The sequence below is a fragment of the Herbidospora solisilvae genome (assembly GCF_009901565.1).
GTDB lineage: Bacteria > Actinomycetota > Actinomycetes > Streptosporangiales > Streptosporangiaceae > Herbidospora > Herbidospora solisilvae.
This window is the reverse complement of the sequence record NZ_WXEW01000001.1, coordinates 105,695-120,622: the sequence shown is the minus strand read 5'-3', so window position 1 is coordinate 120,622 and position 14,928 is coordinate 105,695. Positions and strand designations below refer to the sequence as shown.

At 72.3% G+C, this 14,928-nt stretch carries 15 protein-coding genes and 1 riboswitch; of the genes, 8 read left to right on the top strand and 7 right to left on the bottom strand.

The window, feature by feature from the left end:
- The first annotated feature begins 196 nt into the window (after positions 1 to 196).
- A complete protein-coding gene (locus tag GT755_RS00475; RefSeq protein WP_161477698.1) occupies positions 197 to 1,144 on the top strand; it encodes an aminoglycoside phosphotransferase family protein in 948 nt (315 codons plus the stop codon).
- On the opposite strand, the gene GT755_RS00470 is transcribed toward GT755_RS00475, so the two are convergent.
- Positions 1,101 to 1,868: an MBL fold metallo-hydrolase gene (locus GT755_RS00470; RefSeq protein WP_161477697.1), complete on the bottom strand. Its 768-nt coding sequence runs from the start codon at positions 1,866 to 1,868 to the stop codon at positions 1,101 to 1,103. The two genes, GT755_RS00475 and GT755_RS00470, sit on opposite strands and share 44 nt — an antisense overlap.
- A gap of 36 nt (positions 1,869 to 1,904) precedes the next feature.
- On the opposite strand from GT755_RS00470, the gene GT755_RS00465 reads away from it, so the two are divergent.
- Positions 1,905 to 2,084, top strand: coding sequence for a hypothetical protein (locus GT755_RS00465; RefSeq protein ID WP_030453809.1), 180 nt, complete (start codon positions 1,905 to 1,907; stop codon positions 2,082 to 2,084).
- Positions 2,085 to 2,092: 8 nt separating this feature from the next.
- On the opposite strand, the gene GT755_RS00460 is transcribed toward GT755_RS00465, so the two are convergent.
- Both GT755_RS00460 and recD2 read right to left on the bottom strand, forming a co-directional pair.
- Positions 2,093 to 3,157 (bottom strand): L,D-transpeptidase, encoded by a 1,065-nt coding sequence (locus GT755_RS00460; protein ID WP_328794098.1) that lies wholly within the window; start codon positions 3,155 to 3,157, stop codon positions 2,093 to 2,095.
- Between the two features lie 313 nt (positions 3,158 to 3,470).
- Positions 3,471 to 5,660 carry an SF1B family DNA helicase RecD2 gene (gene recD2 / locus GT755_RS00455; protein ID WP_161477696.1) on the bottom strand — a complete coding sequence of 730 codons (2,190 nt, stop codon included), beginning with the start codon at positions 5,658 to 5,660 and terminating at the stop codon, positions 3,471 to 3,473.
- Between the two features lie 30 nt (positions 5,661 to 5,690).
- On the opposite strand from recD2, the gene GT755_RS00450 reads away from it, so the two are divergent.
- Together GT755_RS00450 and GT755_RS00445 are read left to right on the top strand one after the other, a co-directional pair.
- Positions 5,691 to 7,034, top strand: coding sequence for a serine hydrolase domain-containing protein (locus GT755_RS00450; protein WP_161477695.1), 1,344 nt, complete (start codon positions 5,691 to 5,693; stop codon positions 7,032 to 7,034).
- 119 nt (positions 7,035 to 7,153) lie between these two features.
- A riboswitch (cyclic di-AMP (ydaO/yuaA leader) is annotated at positions 7,154 to 7,358 on the top strand.
- Positions 7,359 to 7,370: 12 nt separating this feature from the next.
- Positions 7,371 to 8,069, top strand: coding sequence for a CHAP domain-containing protein (locus GT755_RS00445; protein WP_235965750.1), 699 nt, complete (start codon positions 7,371 to 7,373; stop codon positions 8,067 to 8,069).
- A 9-nt stretch (positions 8,070 to 8,078) separates the two neighbouring features.
- Here GT755_RS00445 and GT755_RS00440 read toward each other — a convergent pair whose 3' ends face one another.
- The 3 genes from GT755_RS00440 to GT755_RS00430 all read right to left on the bottom strand — a co-directional run bounded on the left by GT755_RS00440 (position 8,079) and on the right by GT755_RS00430 (position 10,642).
- Positions 8,079 to 8,813: an SRPBCC family protein gene (locus GT755_RS00440; RefSeq protein ID WP_161477694.1), complete on the bottom strand. Its 735-nt coding sequence runs from the start codon at positions 8,811 to 8,813 to the stop codon at positions 8,079 to 8,081.
- Between the two features lie 10 nt (positions 8,814 to 8,823).
- Positions 8,824 to 9,612, bottom strand: coding sequence for an ABC transporter permease (locus tag GT755_RS00435; RefSeq protein WP_161477693.1), 789 nt, complete (start codon positions 9,610 to 9,612; stop codon positions 8,824 to 8,826).
- Positions 9,613 to 9,715: 103 nt separating this feature from the next.
- Positions 9,716 to 10,642 carry an ATP-binding cassette domain-containing protein gene (locus GT755_RS00430; protein WP_161477692.1) on the bottom strand — a complete coding sequence of 309 codons (927 nt, stop codon included), beginning with the start codon at positions 10,640 to 10,642 and terminating at the stop codon, positions 9,716 to 9,718.
- 58 nt (positions 10,643 to 10,700) lie between these two features.
- Between GT755_RS00430 and GT755_RS00425 the strand changes: the two genes are divergently transcribed.
- From GT755_RS00425 to GT755_RS00410, 4 genes are all read left to right on the top strand, one after another.
- A complete protein-coding gene (locus GT755_RS00425; protein WP_161477691.1) occupies positions 10,701 to 11,471 on the top strand; it encodes a TetR/AcrR family transcriptional regulator in 771 nt (256 codons plus the stop codon).
- 23 nt (positions 11,472 to 11,494) lie between these two features.
- The gene (sigJ, locus tag GT755_RS00420) at positions 11,495 to 12,364 is read left to right on the top strand and encodes an RNA polymerase sigma factor SigJ (RefSeq protein WP_161477690.1); all 870 of its coding nucleotides are present in this window, start codon (positions 11,495 to 11,497) and stop codon (positions 12,362 to 12,364) included.
- Between the two features lie 52 nt (positions 12,365 to 12,416).
- Complete coding sequence (locus tag GT755_RS00415; protein WP_161477689.1) at positions 12,417 to 13,550, top strand: NAD(P)/FAD-dependent oxidoreductase; 1,134 nt, start codon at positions 12,417 to 12,419, stop codon at positions 13,548 to 13,550.
- A 100-nt stretch (positions 13,551 to 13,650) separates the two neighbouring features.
- A complete protein-coding gene (locus tag GT755_RS00410) occupies positions 13,651 to 14,205 on the top strand; it encodes a hypothetical protein (protein WP_161477688.1) in 555 nt (184 codons plus the stop codon).
- A gap of 25 nt (positions 14,206 to 14,230) precedes the next feature.
- Here GT755_RS00410 and GT755_RS00405 read toward each other — a convergent pair whose 3' ends face one another.
- A complete protein-coding gene (locus tag GT755_RS00405; RefSeq protein ID WP_161477687.1) occupies positions 14,231 to 14,914 on the bottom strand; it encodes a DUF3592 domain-containing protein in 684 nt (227 codons plus the stop codon).
- Between the last annotated feature and the right edge of the window lie 14 nt (positions 14,915 to 14,928).

The window sequence follows — 14,928 nt, the reverse complement described above, 5'->3', positions numbered from 1 at the left end:
CATGATCAGGCCGGAAAGGAGGTCGGACCGGGTGGTTGGAGGAGCATCAGGTGGGCTCGGCCCTTCCCGCGGATCGGACGCGCCCTGAGCGCCCCCCAAGCCTACGCCGACCGACGTCCACCGCACGACCGCGGCGGCCGGATACCGGTGCCGGTGACGGCATGGGAGTTCACGAATGGGGCTACTGTTGATCTTCATGGCGCACACCCAAACCGATGTCAGCGCGGAGCTGGTCCGGGATCTGCTCCGCGACCAGCACCCCGACCTGGCCGAACTCCCGCTCCGGCTCGGTGCGCGCGGCTGGGACAACCAGCTGTGGCGGCTCGGCGACGACCTGGCCGTCCGCCTTCCCTGGGCGACGGAGTCCGCCGACGACCTGCTCCGCAAGGAACACACCTGGGTGCCCGGGCTCGCTGCGCGGCTGCCGCTCCCGGTCCCCGTCCCGCAACGCCTCGGCGCGCCCTCCTCGCGGTTCCCGCGCCCGTGGATCGTCACCACCTGGGTGCAGGGCGAGCCCGCCGACCGTGCGCCCGTCACCGACGGGGTGCAAAGCGCCGGCGCCCTGGCCGCCTTCCTGACGGCGCTGCACCGGCCGGCTCCCGGCCACGCCCCCCAGGGCCGGGGACGCGGCGGACCCCTCGCCGGATACACCGACGGGTTCGACCGGCAGCTCGCCGAAGCGGCCCGGTCGGGGTCGGTGGCCGACCCGGACGCCGTCCGCGCCGTCTGGGCCGACGCGCTCGACGCGCCCGCGTGGGCGGGGCCGCCGGTGTGGCTGCACGGCGACCTGCACCCGGCCAACGTCCTGACCGCCGGCGGCACGATCTGCGGCGTCGTCGACTTCGGTGACCTCTGCGCGGGAGACCCGGCGTGTGACCTGTCGGCCGCGTGGCTGCTGCTGCCCGACGGGGCGGCCGGCCACGTCCAGGCCGCCTACCAGGCGGATGACGCCACGGTGCGCCGCGCCCGCGGATGGGCGATGGCGCGGGCGCTCAGCGGGATCCTCATCGGCGACGCCGGTGTGCACGGCCGTCCCGGCGGCAAGGCCACGTGGGGCCCGCCCGCCCGGGCCGCTCTGCGCCGCCTGCTCGCCACGGCCCCTACGCGACCGCCAGGTCCAGTTCATGAGGGTCGTGGGCGCTGAACACCCGGACCTCCGCCGGAAGCTCCCGCAACCGGGCCAGGTTCGCCAGCCGCTGCCGGTGATCGGTCGCGACCAGCCGCTGGGTCAGCGCCAGCGCCCGAGGGCAGTGCGGGGAGGGGGCCACCTCGCCGTGGTACCAGTAGGCGTCCCCCGCGTGCAGCAGCCATCCCGTCCCGGTGTCGACCGCCACCCCCGAATGTCCCCGCGAATGCCCCGCCAGCGGCACCAGCGCCAGGTCCGGCAGGTCGCACAGCGGCCGGATCGCCGACAGGCCGAACAGGGTCTCCCCGCCGCGGTCGTCGTAGGTCATCCAGTCGGCCCCGTGCGCCCACTGCCGCGACCGGTAGCGTCCCTTGTCGGCCGAGGTGGCGGGGCGGGTCGCGGCCGCGTGCTCGGCGGCGTGCAGGTGGACGCGGGCCCACGGGAAGTCGCGCAGGCCGCCGGCGTGGTCGGCGTCCAGGTGGGTCACCACGATGTCGCGCACGTCGCGCGGGTCGTGGCCGAGGCCGATCACCTGGTTGTAGGCCGCCTCCGAATCCAGCAGCGCCGGCCGGATCAGGGGGCGGTAGTAGCCGGGCAGCGCGCCGAAGGCCGCCTCTCCGATGCCGAAGCCCGTGTCGACCAGGCACAGGCCGCGGGGGGTTTCCAGGAGCAGGCAGTGGCAGACGATGGTGAATCCGCCCGCAGGGCGCATCGTGCCGCAGTTGAGGTGGTGGACCTTCACCGCCCCATAGTGGCGGTCAAGGGTAACGTTGGGGTCATGTTTGCGCGTAAGCCCCTCGAAGAGCGGATCGCCGACCGTGTCGCCAAGCGGCCTCCGCTGAAGGAGGGCCGGCACTTCGAGCACCGGCCCGCCTTCATCGTCTTCTGCGTCGTCGTGGGGGTCGTCGTGGTCAAGTTCGCGGGGGCGCTGCTGCTGATGCAGCTGGGGGTCCGCTAGGCCTCCCCTCACGCCTCCAGGGCGCTGCCCTTCTTCCACTTGGCGAACGACATCTGCCAGAAGCCCCAGCCGTTGTTCCACTCCAGCTCGCGGTCGGTGCCGACGATGTCGACGACGTCGCCGCGCTGGAAGTTGTCGTAGTACCACTTGGCCTGCGTCGGGCTGGCGTTGATGCAGCCGTGGCTGACGTTGGCGCGGCCCTGCGAGCCGACCGACCAGGGGGCTGAGTGGACGTACTCGCCCGAGTTGGAGATCCGCACCGCGTGGTTGACGATCTCCTTGTAGTAGCCGGGGTCGCCCTCCTTCTTGCCGGGCGAGATCATGATCTCGGGGTTGTGCTTGGACATCGTCAGGTGCACGCCGCTGGTGGTGGTGTACTCCCGCGTGTCGGCCTTGCCGGCGCTGATCGGCATGCGCTGCTTCACCTTGCCGTCGACGCGGACGACCATCTGGTGGGTGCGGGTGTCGACCTTGCTGATCTGGGCGGCGCCGATCTTGATGGTCTGCCGGAACGACTTGGTGCCCCACATGTCGCCCGCGCCGCGCACGCCCGCCAGGTCGGCGGTGAAGACGACCTTCTGGTGGGCCTGCCAGTACTTGGCGGTGCGGTAGATGACCAGGCGGTCGGAGATCCACCGCCAGGCGCCGACGGCCTTCTTCTCGGCCTCGACGTGCAGGGCGGCCTCGACGGCGGCCTTGTTGGTGACGTCGTTGTTGAACGTCACCATGATCGGCATGCCGACGCCGACGGTCTCGCCCTTGATGCCGGGGGTGATGTCGATGACCTGCAGCTCCCGCTTGGGCTTCAGCGTGGTGAACTCGCTGGTCAGCGCGGCCGGGCCGCCCGCGCCGGTCGCCTTGGCCGACACCGTGTAGGTGGTGGAGGGCTTGAGCGGCTTGCTGGAGGTCCATGTGGTGCGGGTGGCGTCGAACTCGCCCTCGACCGGGACGCCCTGCGATTGGACGGTCACCTCGTCGAGTTCGCCCCCGGCGGCGGTCACCACGACGTTCTTGTCGGGGCGGACCTTCTGGGCCCCCTCGGCGGGCGACACCTTGAGGGTGGGGGCCGCCACGGACGGCTTGTCGCCGCCTGTCACGTTCCCGCCGCCGCCCGGCGCCGGCGCCGGCGTCGTACCCCCCGAGCATGCCGTCAGGACCGCCGACATCACGACGGCGGCCGTGACGAAAGGCAGATTCCGGCGACGAGACTTGCTGTTCACAACTACTCCCCCACAGTGGCAAAGCGCATCTAAAACCCTATTAGGGCTTACCTGGCTTGTGAGCCACTTTCACCTGACTTGACTCACAATTCGGTAGCGATGCCACTTGAGACGTCTGACGATCAAGTAAGGTTCACGTCCTGATCAGCCGATCTGCGGATCGGTGTCAGAGCAGCCGGTGCGTCAGCCCGGTGTGGCGGCGTCCGGCCCCCTTCACCCTGACCGCCTGGCCGAGCGCCCGGCGGGAGCCGACCACGACGACCAGGCGTTTGGCCCGGGTGATCGCCGTGTAGAGCAGGTTCCGCTGCAGCATCATCCACGCGGATGTCGCCAACGGAATCACCACCGCCGGATATTCCGACCCCTGCGAGCGGTGGATGGACACGGCGTAGGCGTGGGCCAGTTCGTCCAGTTCGTCGAAGGCGTAGTCGACGCTCTCGTCCTCGTCGGTGGAGACGGTCAGTTTGTGGTCGTCGGGCGTGATCGCGGTCACCACGCCGACCGTCCCGTTGAACACCCCGGCGGCGCCTTTGTCATAGTTGTTGCGCAGCTGGGTGACCTTGTCGCCGACGCGGAAGACCCGGCCGCCGTACCGGCGTTCGGGCATGCCCTCCCGGTAGGGCGTGAGCGCCTCCTGCAGCGCCCCGTTGAGCGCCCCGGCCCCGGCCGCGCCGCGGTGCATGGGGGCCAGCACCTGGACGTCGCGGCGCGGGTCGAGCCCGAACTTGGCCGGGATGCGGCGGGCGACCACGTCGACGGTGAGGGCGGCGATCTCCTCGGGGTCCTCAGCCGGGAACAGGAAGAAGTCGGGGAAGTCGCGCACCAGCGGGAGCTGGCCGGCGTTGACGCGGTGGGCGTTGACGACCACGCCCGACTGCTGGGCCTGGCGGAAGATCTGGGTCAGCCGCACCCGCGGCACGTCGGGGGCGGCCAGCAGGTCGCGCAGCACCTCCCCGGCGCCGACCGAGGGCAGCTGGTCGACGTCGCCGACGAACAGCAGGTGCGCGCCGGGCGCGACCGCCTTGGCGAGCTTGTTGGCCAGCAGCAGGTCGAGCATCGAGGCCTCGTCGACGACCACCAGGTCGGCGTCGAGCGGGTTGTCGCGGTCGAAGGTCGGCTCGCCGCCGGGCCGCAGCTGCAGCAGGCGATGCACGGTGGTCGCCTCGTGGCCGGTCAGCTCGGCCAGGCGTTTGGCGGCCCGGCCGGTCGGGGCGGCCAGGATCACCTTGGCGCGCTTGGCGCGGGCCAGCGTGACGACCGAGCGCACCGTGAAGCTCTTGCCGCAGCCGGGGCCGCCCGTGAGCACCGCCACCTTCTCCGTCAGCGCCAGCCGGACCGCCTGGTCCTGCTCCTTGGCCAGCTCGGCGCCGGTCTGGGTCTTCAGCCAGGCCAGCGCCTGGGGCCAGTCGACGTCGGCGAAGGCGCGCAGCCGGTCGCGGGAGGAGCGCAGCAGCCCCAGCACCGTGGCGGCCAGCGAGCGTTCGGCGCGGTGGAAGGGCACCAGGTAGACCGCCGGGACGGCGCCCTCGGCGACCGGGACCTCCTCGCGGACCACGCCCTCCTCGGCGACCAGCTCCTCCAGGCAGGCCGAGACGAGCTCAGGCGGCACCGACAGGATCTTGACGGCGTCGGCGATCAGGTTGGGGGCCGGGAGGTAGACGTGGCCGTCGTCGGCCGCCTGGGACAGGGTGTAGCGCAGGCCGGCCTTGACGCGTTCGGGGCTGTCGGCGGCGATGCCGACCGCCTGGGCGATGGTGTCGGCGGTCTTGAAGCCGATGCCCCACACGTCGTCGGCCAGCCGGTAGGGCTCGGCGCGCACGACGTCGATGGAGGTCTCGCCGTACTGCTTGAAGATGCGGACCGCGATGGACGTCGAGACGCCCACCCCCTGCAGGAAGATCATCACCTCCTTGATGACCTTCTGCTCCTCCCACGCGGCCGCGATCATCTTCGTGCGCTTGGGGCCCAGCCCCGGCACCTCCACCAGCCGGGCCGGCTCCTCCTCGATGACGCGCAGGGTGTCGACGCCGAAATGGAGCGTGATGCGCTCGGCCATCTTCGGCCCGATGCCCTTGATCAGCCCCGACCCCAGGTAACGCTGGATGCCCTGGATCGTCGCCGGCAGGACGGTGGTGTACGACCAGACCTCGAACTGCCGCCCGTAGCGGGGATGGGAGGTCCAGCGGCCGGTCAGCCGCAGCGACTCGCCCGGCTGCGCGCCCAGCAGCGGGCCCACCACCGTCAGCAGGTCGGGGCCGGACCGTTCGGTGGCCACGCGCGCGATGGTGTAGCCGGTCTCCTCACTGGCGAAAGTGATCCGTTCGAGAACGCATTCGATCACCGAGCCCGATTCCACGCGCCAGAGCGTAGACCATAGCCTGGCCCCATGGTCTTGGAGAGTACGGCGCGGGCCCTCGCGCTACGGGTGGCCACCGAGCAGGCCGCCTCCCGCATCCCCGCTCTGGCGGTCGCGGTGATCCGCGGCGGCGAGCTGGTCTGGTCGGGCTACCGGGGACGCGTGGGCGAGGGCCCGCCGACGGCCTCCACGCAGTTCCGGGTCGGGTCGATCACCAAGAGCATGGTCGCCGTCATGATCATGCGGCTGCGCGACGAGGGGCTGCTGGACCTGCTCGACCCGCTCGGCAAGCACCTGCCCGGCACGCCCGCCGGCGAGGTGACGATCGCCCAGCTGCTGTCCCACACCGGCGGGCTGACCGCCGAGCCGCCCGGCCCGTGGTGGGAGCGCACGCCCGGGGTGCCGATGCCCGAGCTGATCGGCATGCTCGACGCGATGACCGGCCGTCACCGGCCCGGCCGCCGCTTCCACTACTCCAACCTCGGGTTCGGGTTCCTCGGCGAGGTGGTGGCGCGCATCCGGGGCCGGGGGTGGGCGCAGGCCGTCCACGACGAGGTGCTGATCCCGCTGGGCATGCGCGACACGACCGAGCGGCCCCGGGCCCCGCACGCCACCGGATACGCCGTGCACCCGTGGGCCGACGTGCTGCTGCCCGAGCCCGAGCACGACGCGGTCGCGCTGGCCCCCGCCGGGCAGATGTGGTGCACCCCGGCCGACCTGGCCCGGTGGGCGATCTTCGTCGGCGGCGACGGCGCCGGCGTCCTGCGCCCGGCCACGATGGCCGAGATGCGCGAACCGGCCACCGTCGAAGACGGCCCGTCGTGGACCTCCGGCTACGGCCTGGGCCTGCAGCTGCGCCGTCACAACGGCCGCCGCCTGGCCGGGCACACCGGCTCGATGCCCGGCTTCCTGGCCACCGTGTGGGCCGACCCGTCCGACGGCGTGGGCGTGCTGTTCCTGGCCAACACCACCAGCGGCGTCAAGGGCAACGCCCTGACCGGCGACCTGCTCGACATCCTCGACGAGCACGAACCCGCGCTGCCGGCCGAATGGCGGCCCGCCCCGGTCGACGACGACCTGCTGGCCCTGACCGGCCCCTGGTACTGGGGGCCGGCCGCCTACGTCCTGCGGGCCCTGCCCGGCCGGGGCCTGGCCCTGACGCCGGTCGGCGAGACCGGGCGCGCCTCCCGGTTCGCCGCGCTCGCCGACGGAACCTGGCTGGGCCTGGACGGTTACTACGCCGGCGAGACGCTTCGGGTGGTCCGCACCGGCGAGGGCGTACACCTCGATCTCAACACCTTCGTGTTCACCCGCGAGCCCTATGGGCCGCCCGGACCGGTGCCCGGCGGGGTCGACCCGCAGGGCTGGCGCTGACGTTACCCCCACAATGTGTTGATTGTCCAAGTTTGACCGATTCTGGGAGTTGTACTACCTTCTGGGGAACTCGAGGCGGTGTGACCTACGTAACCGCAGGTCAGCCGCCGAAGGAAGACAACTAGAGATCGCCGAATCCGCGCGCCCCGCGCGGAACCGGGGAACCAGCGAGGACCCGGTGATCACCTGACTCTCCCGATCACCACGCACACCCACCGGGTCCTCTGGGGTGAATCGGCCTGTCTGCCCCTCAACGACAGGCCGTAGGGCGGCTTCCACGCCCGAGTCCGTCAGCTAACCCGGTAGGCGCATGGAAGCAAGGAGTCAACCCCACCCATGCGAGCTCCCAAACCTGGAATCCGCGCTGTCCTGGCAACCGGTCTGATGACGGCGGCCCTGGTCACCGGCGGCACCGTCGCCGCCGTCGACCTGACGCCCAACGCCGTCGCCAACGCCGAGGCCGCCGCCCCCGCGGGGACGGCACCCGAGGGAGTCACCCTGGCCTACAGCCCTCTGCTGGAGGTCGCCAAGGGACTGCCCAAGGTCAGCGCCCAGCAGGTGCTCAACCTCGCCACCAGCCAGGTCGGCACCAGCGAGAACCCGTACGGCGGCGGCACCAAGTTCCACCACTGGTACATGAACTCCGACCGCGCGGCCGAGACCATCGCCCGCGACGGCGGAACCCGCTACGGCTACGCCAACGCCCCCTGGTGCGACATGTTCGTCAGCTGGGTCGGCAACCAGCTCGGCATCAGCCCGGTGCTCGGCGAGGACGCCTACACCGTCCGCCACGCCGAGTGGTTCGCCCAGAACAACCGCTGGGGCACCGTCCCGGCCCCTGGCGCGGTCGTGTTCTTCGACTGGAACGGCGGAAAGGACATCCACGACATCCAGCACGTCGGCTTCGTCATCAAGGACAACGGCGACGGCACCATCGAGACCGTGGAGGGCAACACCGGCAACGGCGTGGTCGAGGTCCGCGAGCGGCAGACCGCCGACGTCGTCGGATACGGCTACCCCGTCTACACGGCCTGACCCCATGGCCTAGAAGTTCTCCCCCAGCCAGGCCCGCCAGGCGCTCTCGGCCAGCGGCCTGGCGATCTCCCCCGGAAAGGCGTGGTGCTCGGCGACGACGGCGTCGCGGTAGCCGTGGACGAGCGTGATCAGCGACGTCGCGGTCACCACGCACAAAAACCCCGACTCGGCGAACACGACCTGCGCGTCGTCGGGGTTCAGGCCGGGCACCGCGACGCGGCCCTTCTCCGGTGGCTGCCCCAGAGAGAAGGCGTCGAGAAAGGCCGCCCACACCCTCGCGGCATCGGGGGTGGGGCGGCCGATCTCGAACAGCGCGTAGTCGGCGGTCACGCCCGGGAAGTGCCGCAGGTAGGCCTCCAGCTTGCGCAGGTAGAGACCGTCGCCCACCGACACCGCGTCGTACTGGTCCTCCCAGTCGCCGGTCAGCAGCCCCGAATGCACGAACCGCAACACCGTGCTGCCGCCCGACCGGCCCTCCAGCAGGTATTCGAACGCCATGAACGACCCGTCGGCCGCCGTGTCGGTCGTGAACGCCAGCCGCTCGCCCGGCTCCCAGCCGGTCACGGTGGCGTGGGTGGTGAACCCGGCGACCGTCTGACGGCCCGCGCCCCCGACCCCGGGTTCGAAGTCGTTGGCTCCCATGAACCACGAGTCGACGCCCGGCCCGGTCGCGATCGCCTCCCACACCTCCTCGGTCGTGGCGGGCAGGACGATTTCCTCACGGACCTCGAACTCGTGTGCCATGCGGCTCAGCCTAGCGAGACAGGTTCCGGTAGGCCCTCACCGAGAGCGGCGCGAAGATCGCCGTGATGACCAGCGGCCAGGCCAGCGCCAGTTCGAGCGCGTGCGCCGCCGCCCAGGTGTCGTTGGCCCAGCCGGGGTTGCCGAACAGCTCCCGGGCCGCCGCCGCCGTCGACGACAGCGGGTTCCAGTCGGCGATCACGCCCAGCCAGCCCGGCATCGTCGCCGGGGAGGTGATGGCGTTGGACAGGAAGCCGATCGGCCACACCAGGATCTGCAGGGCCATCACCGCCTCCGGGTTGCGGATCTTCAGCCCGAGCCAGATCCCCGCCCACAACAGCGCGAAGCGCAACCACAACAGCAGCCCGACGGCCGCGAGCGCGTCGCCGAACCCGTTGCGGGCGCTCCAGCCGACGGCCAGGCCGCTGACGATCAGCACCGTCAGCGACAACACCGTGGTGAGCATGTCGGCCGCCGCCCGGCCTGACACCACCGCCGAGGAGGCCATCGGCAGCGACCGGAACCGGTCGGTCACGCCCTTGGTGACGTCGTTGGCGATCGCGGTGAAGGTGCCCTCCAGGCCGAAGACCATCGTCATCGCGAACATGCCGGGCATGAGGAACTCGCGGTAGTCGCCGCCGGGCACCGCGATGCCGCCGCCCAGCAGGTAGGCGAACAGCAGCAGCACCATGACGGGGAACAGCAGCCCCGCGACGAGCTGGCCGGGGTTGGCGGTCCAGTGGGTGACCTCACGCCGGGTGACGGTCCAGCCGTCGGCGAGGGCCCAGGTCAGTCGGTTCACGCGTGACTCCTCGGGGCGGGCGCGGCCGGTCGGCGCCGGATACGGCGGGCGCCGGCGGCGGCGGTCGGGGCAGGGTGGGCGGAGCCGTAACGGATGGGGATTGTCACGCCGCACCCCGGGTGAGGTGCAGGAACACCTCGTCGAGGGTGGGCCGGCGGATCGCGACGTCGTCGGCGGCGATGCCGCTCGCCGCCAGGTCGTGGACGACCGCGCTCAGGGTCGCCATGCGGTCGGGGGCGGGCGCGCTGACGCGCCGGGTGTCGGGGTCGGTCTCGGCGGCGGGGCCGAGCAGGGCCGCGGCGGCCGGGAGGTCCGCCGGGTCGTGCACGACGACCTCCACCCGGTCGCCGCCGACGGTCTTCTTCAGCTCCTCCGGGCTGCCCTCGGCGACCTGGCGGCCCTCGTTGACGACGGTGATGCGGTGGGCGAGCTGGTCGGCCTCCTCCAGGTACTGCGTGGTCAGCAGCACGGTGGTGCCGTCGGCGACCAGGGCGCGGACGGCCGCCCACACCTCCGCGCGGCCACGCGGGTCCAGGCCCGTGGTCGGCTCGTCGAGGAAGAGCACCGGCGGCGACAGGATCAGCCCGGCGGCCAGGTCCAGGCGGCGGCGCATGCCGCCCGAATAGTCCTTGACCGCCTTGCGGCCGGTGTCGCCCAGCCCGAACCGGTCGAGCAGCTCCCCGGCCCGGAGCCGGGCGGCCTTGGGGCGCAGGTGGGACAGGCGGCCGAACATCTCCAGGTTGGCCCGGCCCGACAGGGCCTCGTCCAGGGCGGCGTGCTGCCCGACCAGGCCGATGCGGCGGCGCACCTGGCCGCCGTCGCGGGTCACGTCGAACCCGGCCACCCGCGCGGTGCCGGCGTCGGGGCGCAGCAGCGTGGTGAGCACCCGCACCGCGGTGGTCTTGCCCGCCCCGTTGGGGCCGAGCAGGCCGTGGACCGTCTCCTCCGGGACGGCCAGGTCGAACCCGTCGAGGGCGGCCCGCGCGCCGTAGCGCTTGACGAGCCCGTGCGCCTCTATCGTGTACGTCATGCCGTACAGCGTACCGTACAGTCTACGGTTAAGCGCCCCGAGTACGCTGAGCGGCATCATGACGACCGAATACATCGGACGAGGCGACCCCGCGCGCACCCTCGCGCTGCTGTGGCGCGACCCGTCCCGCGCCCGCGAGCGCGCCCCCCGCAAGGGCCGCCCCGAACTGACCGCCGACCGGGTCATCGCCGCCGCGATCGAGGTCGCCGACGCCGAGGGCCTGGCCGCGCTGTCCATGCGCAAGGTCGCCGACCACCTGGGCGTGGGCACGATGTCGCTCTACACCCACGTCCCGGGCAAGGCCGAGCTCCTGGACGTCATGCTCGACACCGTCTTCAAGGAGACCTTCACCGGCGCGCCGATCCCGCAGGGCTGGCGGGCCCGGGTCGAGCGCGTCGCCCGCGACAACCTGGCCCTCTACCGCCGCCACCCGTGGATCCTCCAGCTCGCCGTCAGCCGCCCCCCGCTCGGCCCCGGCACCCTGGGCAAGTACGAGCACGAACTGTCGGCCCTCGACGGCATCGGCCTGACCGACCTGGAGATGGACAACGTCCTGACCCTCATCGGCGCCTACGTCCACGGCGCCGCCCGCGGCGTGGTCGAGGCCGCCCGCGCCGCCCAGGAGACCGGCATGACCGACGAGGAGTGGTGGCGCGCGCACGAGCCGTTCCTGGCCACCGCCGGCGACATGTCCGCCTACCCGCTGGCGGGCCGGGTCGGCAGCGCCAGCGGCGAGGCCTACAACGCCCCGGCCGACCCCGAGGGCGCCTTCGAGTTCGGGCTCGCCCGGCTCCTCGACGGCATCGCCGCCCTCATCGAGGGGCGGTAGGGGCCGCCGTTACCCTGGCTCCCATGACCCCCGAGCGGCTGGCACGGTTCGAGGCCAACCGGCGCCGCCTGTTCGGGGTCGCCTACCGGCTGCTCGGCGAGGCGTCCGCCGCCGAAGACGTGGTGCAGGACGCCTACCTGCGCTGGGAACGCTGCGACACGGCGGTCTCCCCGGAGGCCTGGCTGACCAAGATCGTCACTAATCTGTGCCTCGACCGGCTCACCTCCGCTCGCGCCCGGCGCGAGCGCTACGTCGGGACCTGGCTGCCCGAGCCGATCCTCACCGGCGGCCCGCCCGACCCGCTGGAGGTGGTGGCGCAGCGCGAACTGCTGTCCCTGGGCCTGCTGGTGCTGCTGGAGCGGCTCACCCCGCCCGAGCGCGCGGTGTTCGTGCTGCGCGAGGCCTTCGGCCACAGCCACCGCGAAATCGCCGACATCCTGGAGGCCACCGAGCCGCACGTGCGCCAGCTCTACCGCCGGGCGCAGCGGCACCTCGCCGAGGAGCGCAAACGGTTCACCCCCTCCCCGGAGCAGGGCGGCCGGCTCCTGGAGCGCTTCATGGCCGCCACCCTGGCCGGCGACGTGGCCGCGCTGGAGCGGATGCTGGCCGACGACGTCGTCGCCTGGGCCGACGGCGGCGGCAAGGCGCCGGCCACACGCGGCCCGGTGACCGGCCGCGACCAGGTCGTGCGCCACCTGCTCGCCCTCACCCGCTACGCCGGTCGGATCCGCCTGGAACCCGAGACGGTCAACGGACAGCCGGCCCTGGCGTTCTACCTCGACGGCCGTCTGTCCGGGATCACCGTCGTCGAGTTCGACCACGACCGCGTCGTGACCATCCGCGCCGTCGCCAACCCGGCCAAGCTCGCCTACGTCGCCAGACAGAAAATCTGAGTTTTTCTCCGCCGCACTGTCACGAATCGCGCCCGTTCCCCGTTCATCGCGCATGACGAAAACACCCCGCATCGCGGTCCTGGGAGCCGGATACACCGGACTGACGATCGCCCACCTGCTCGCCCGGCGCACCGCCGCCGAGGTCACGCTCGTCAACGACCGCGCCCACTTCGTGGAACGCATGCGCAACCACCAGATCGCCGCCGGCCGCGAGGCGCGCCGCCTGCCGCTGCGCGACCTGCTCAGGGGGACCGGCGTCCGGCTGGTCGTCGACCGGGTCACCCGCCTGGACGCGGCCGCCCGGCACGTCGAACTCGCGGGCGGCGCGGACCCCCTCGGCTACGACCTGCTGGTGTACGCCCTGGGCAGCCACGCCGACCTCGACGCCGTCCCCGGCGCCGCCGAACACGCCTACGCGGTGGCCGGCGTCGACCAGGCCGAGCGGCTGCGCGAACGGCTGCGCACCGCGGGCACGGTCGCCGTGGTCGGCGCCGGGCCGACCGGCCTGGAGACGGCCGCCGAACTGGCCGAGACCCACCCCGGCCACACCGTGCGCCTGATCACCGCCGGGACCCTGGGCCGCGAACTGGCCGAACCCGGCCGCGACCACCTGCGCCGCGTCCTGGACCGCCTCGGCGTCCAGGTCTGGGAGAACACCGCCGTCGCCAAGGTCGACGCGGACGGCGTGCTGCTGGAGGACGGCCGCCACCTCGCCGCCGGCGCGGTCGCCTGGACCGCCGGGTTCACCGTCCCCGACCTGGCCGGGCAGGCCGGCCTCGCCGTCGACGAGCGCGGCCGCATGCTCGTCGACGCCACCCTGCGCTCCCGCTCCCACCCCGAGGTGTACGGCATCGGCGACGCCGCCGCCGCCCGCACCCGGGACGGCCACGTGCTGCGCATGGGCTGCGGACCCGGCGGCCTGGCCGGCGCCTGCGCCTTCCACGCCATCACCGCCCGCATGGCCGGACGCGACCCCAGGCCCCTGCGCGTCGAAGCCGACACCCTGTGCATCGGCCTCGGCGCGTGGGACGGCGTCCTCCAGCACACCGGCCTCGACGGCGTCCCGCACGGCAGACCGCTGACCGGCCGCCGGGTGGCGCTCATCAAGAAGGCCGTCTTGCGCACCACGGGCCGCTACAACCCGCGCCACCCGGGCATCAGCGTGCTGGCCGCCCGCCAGGGCTGACCTGGCGACACCGCCTCCATCGCACGAGCCGTGGCCGAGCAGCGCCGCATCCGCTGGGAGCGGAGTCCGCTTCCTCCCGGTAGGGACCTATCGTGGGCGAATGCGGAGGATCTTTGTCCTGCTCGTCACTGCGGCGCTCTTGCTGGGCACGTCCGGATGCACCGTCCCCACGAACGGCATCACGGGCATCACCCTCGACGCCGAGGGCAACCTCGTCGTCGCCTTCGCCTGGTGCGGCCGCGCTCCCGACGGCGCGATCGTCCACCACGACCGCACCTCCATCGGTTCGGCCAGTCCCGCACCCCCCGAGGACCCCTCTACCGTGGGCCCGTCGATCGTGGACGCCGTCTACACGGCCCCGGACCTCCAGGCAGAGGTCACCTCGTTCCGTCTGGACGCACCCGACAACGGCTGGCGGCTCGAGCGCAAGCTCCAGGACTTCGACCCGGCCATCTCCTACTCCGTATACGGCGGCACCGACGACAACAGCTTCTCGACGGTGACGGTCAGCTTCGAACTGGGCGACGTGGAAGAGCTGAAGCGCAGACCGGGAACCGTGCTGGTCCAGAGCTGGGACGAACGGGCGAATGAGGTGGTGGACACGTTCATCCCCCAGTCCGACTTCGACCGGGATGGCAACGACGACTGCCCGTGACCGGCACACACCGCCTGGACGCGAGTCAGCGGCGCCGCGACCGGCACGGGTCATTCGGCGCTCTCACGCCCGAGCCGCCAGCCGACGACCCCCCTTCTGCGAGCAGCAGGCCAACGGCCGCATCGCGAACCGCATCGGCACTCCCGGCGACGTCGCCGAACACCTCGTCAACGGCCTCGCGGCCCTCAGCGGCGGGTTGCCTCAGCGACACCGCAAGCGTGAACCAGGACCTGGTCCGGAGCACGGGCCAGATCCACACCAGGTTGACCACGGCGCCGATCAGCGGGACCAGGCCCATCAGCCCGAGAATCCAGACGACCGGGCCGGGCACCGGCCAGTGAGGGAGCCCGGCCGCCGAGGTGCGGACGGCCCGGTTGAAGTTCTCCGGGTCGTAGGCGACATGGACGATCTGCCCCTCCTTCGGCGCCGGGCACACCGGGACGTCGCAGCCGGCCAGCCGCATCCGGTTGCTGACGACCTCGGCGCCCCGCACGGTGTAACGCACCCGGCCGTGGTACTCCACCCGTGAGCTGCCGTCATCGGTGTAGAGCACGCCGCTGCGGCGAACCTCCTCCACCGTGCCCGAGGTGACGATCGACCGGCGGGCGAAGGCGGTCTCCCCGGCGTACACGAAGGCCGCGACCCCGAAGGCGAGCGCGGAGACGCCCAGCCACGTGAGCACCTGCCAGCGGATGAATTCGCCGATCACTCTCGACTATGCGG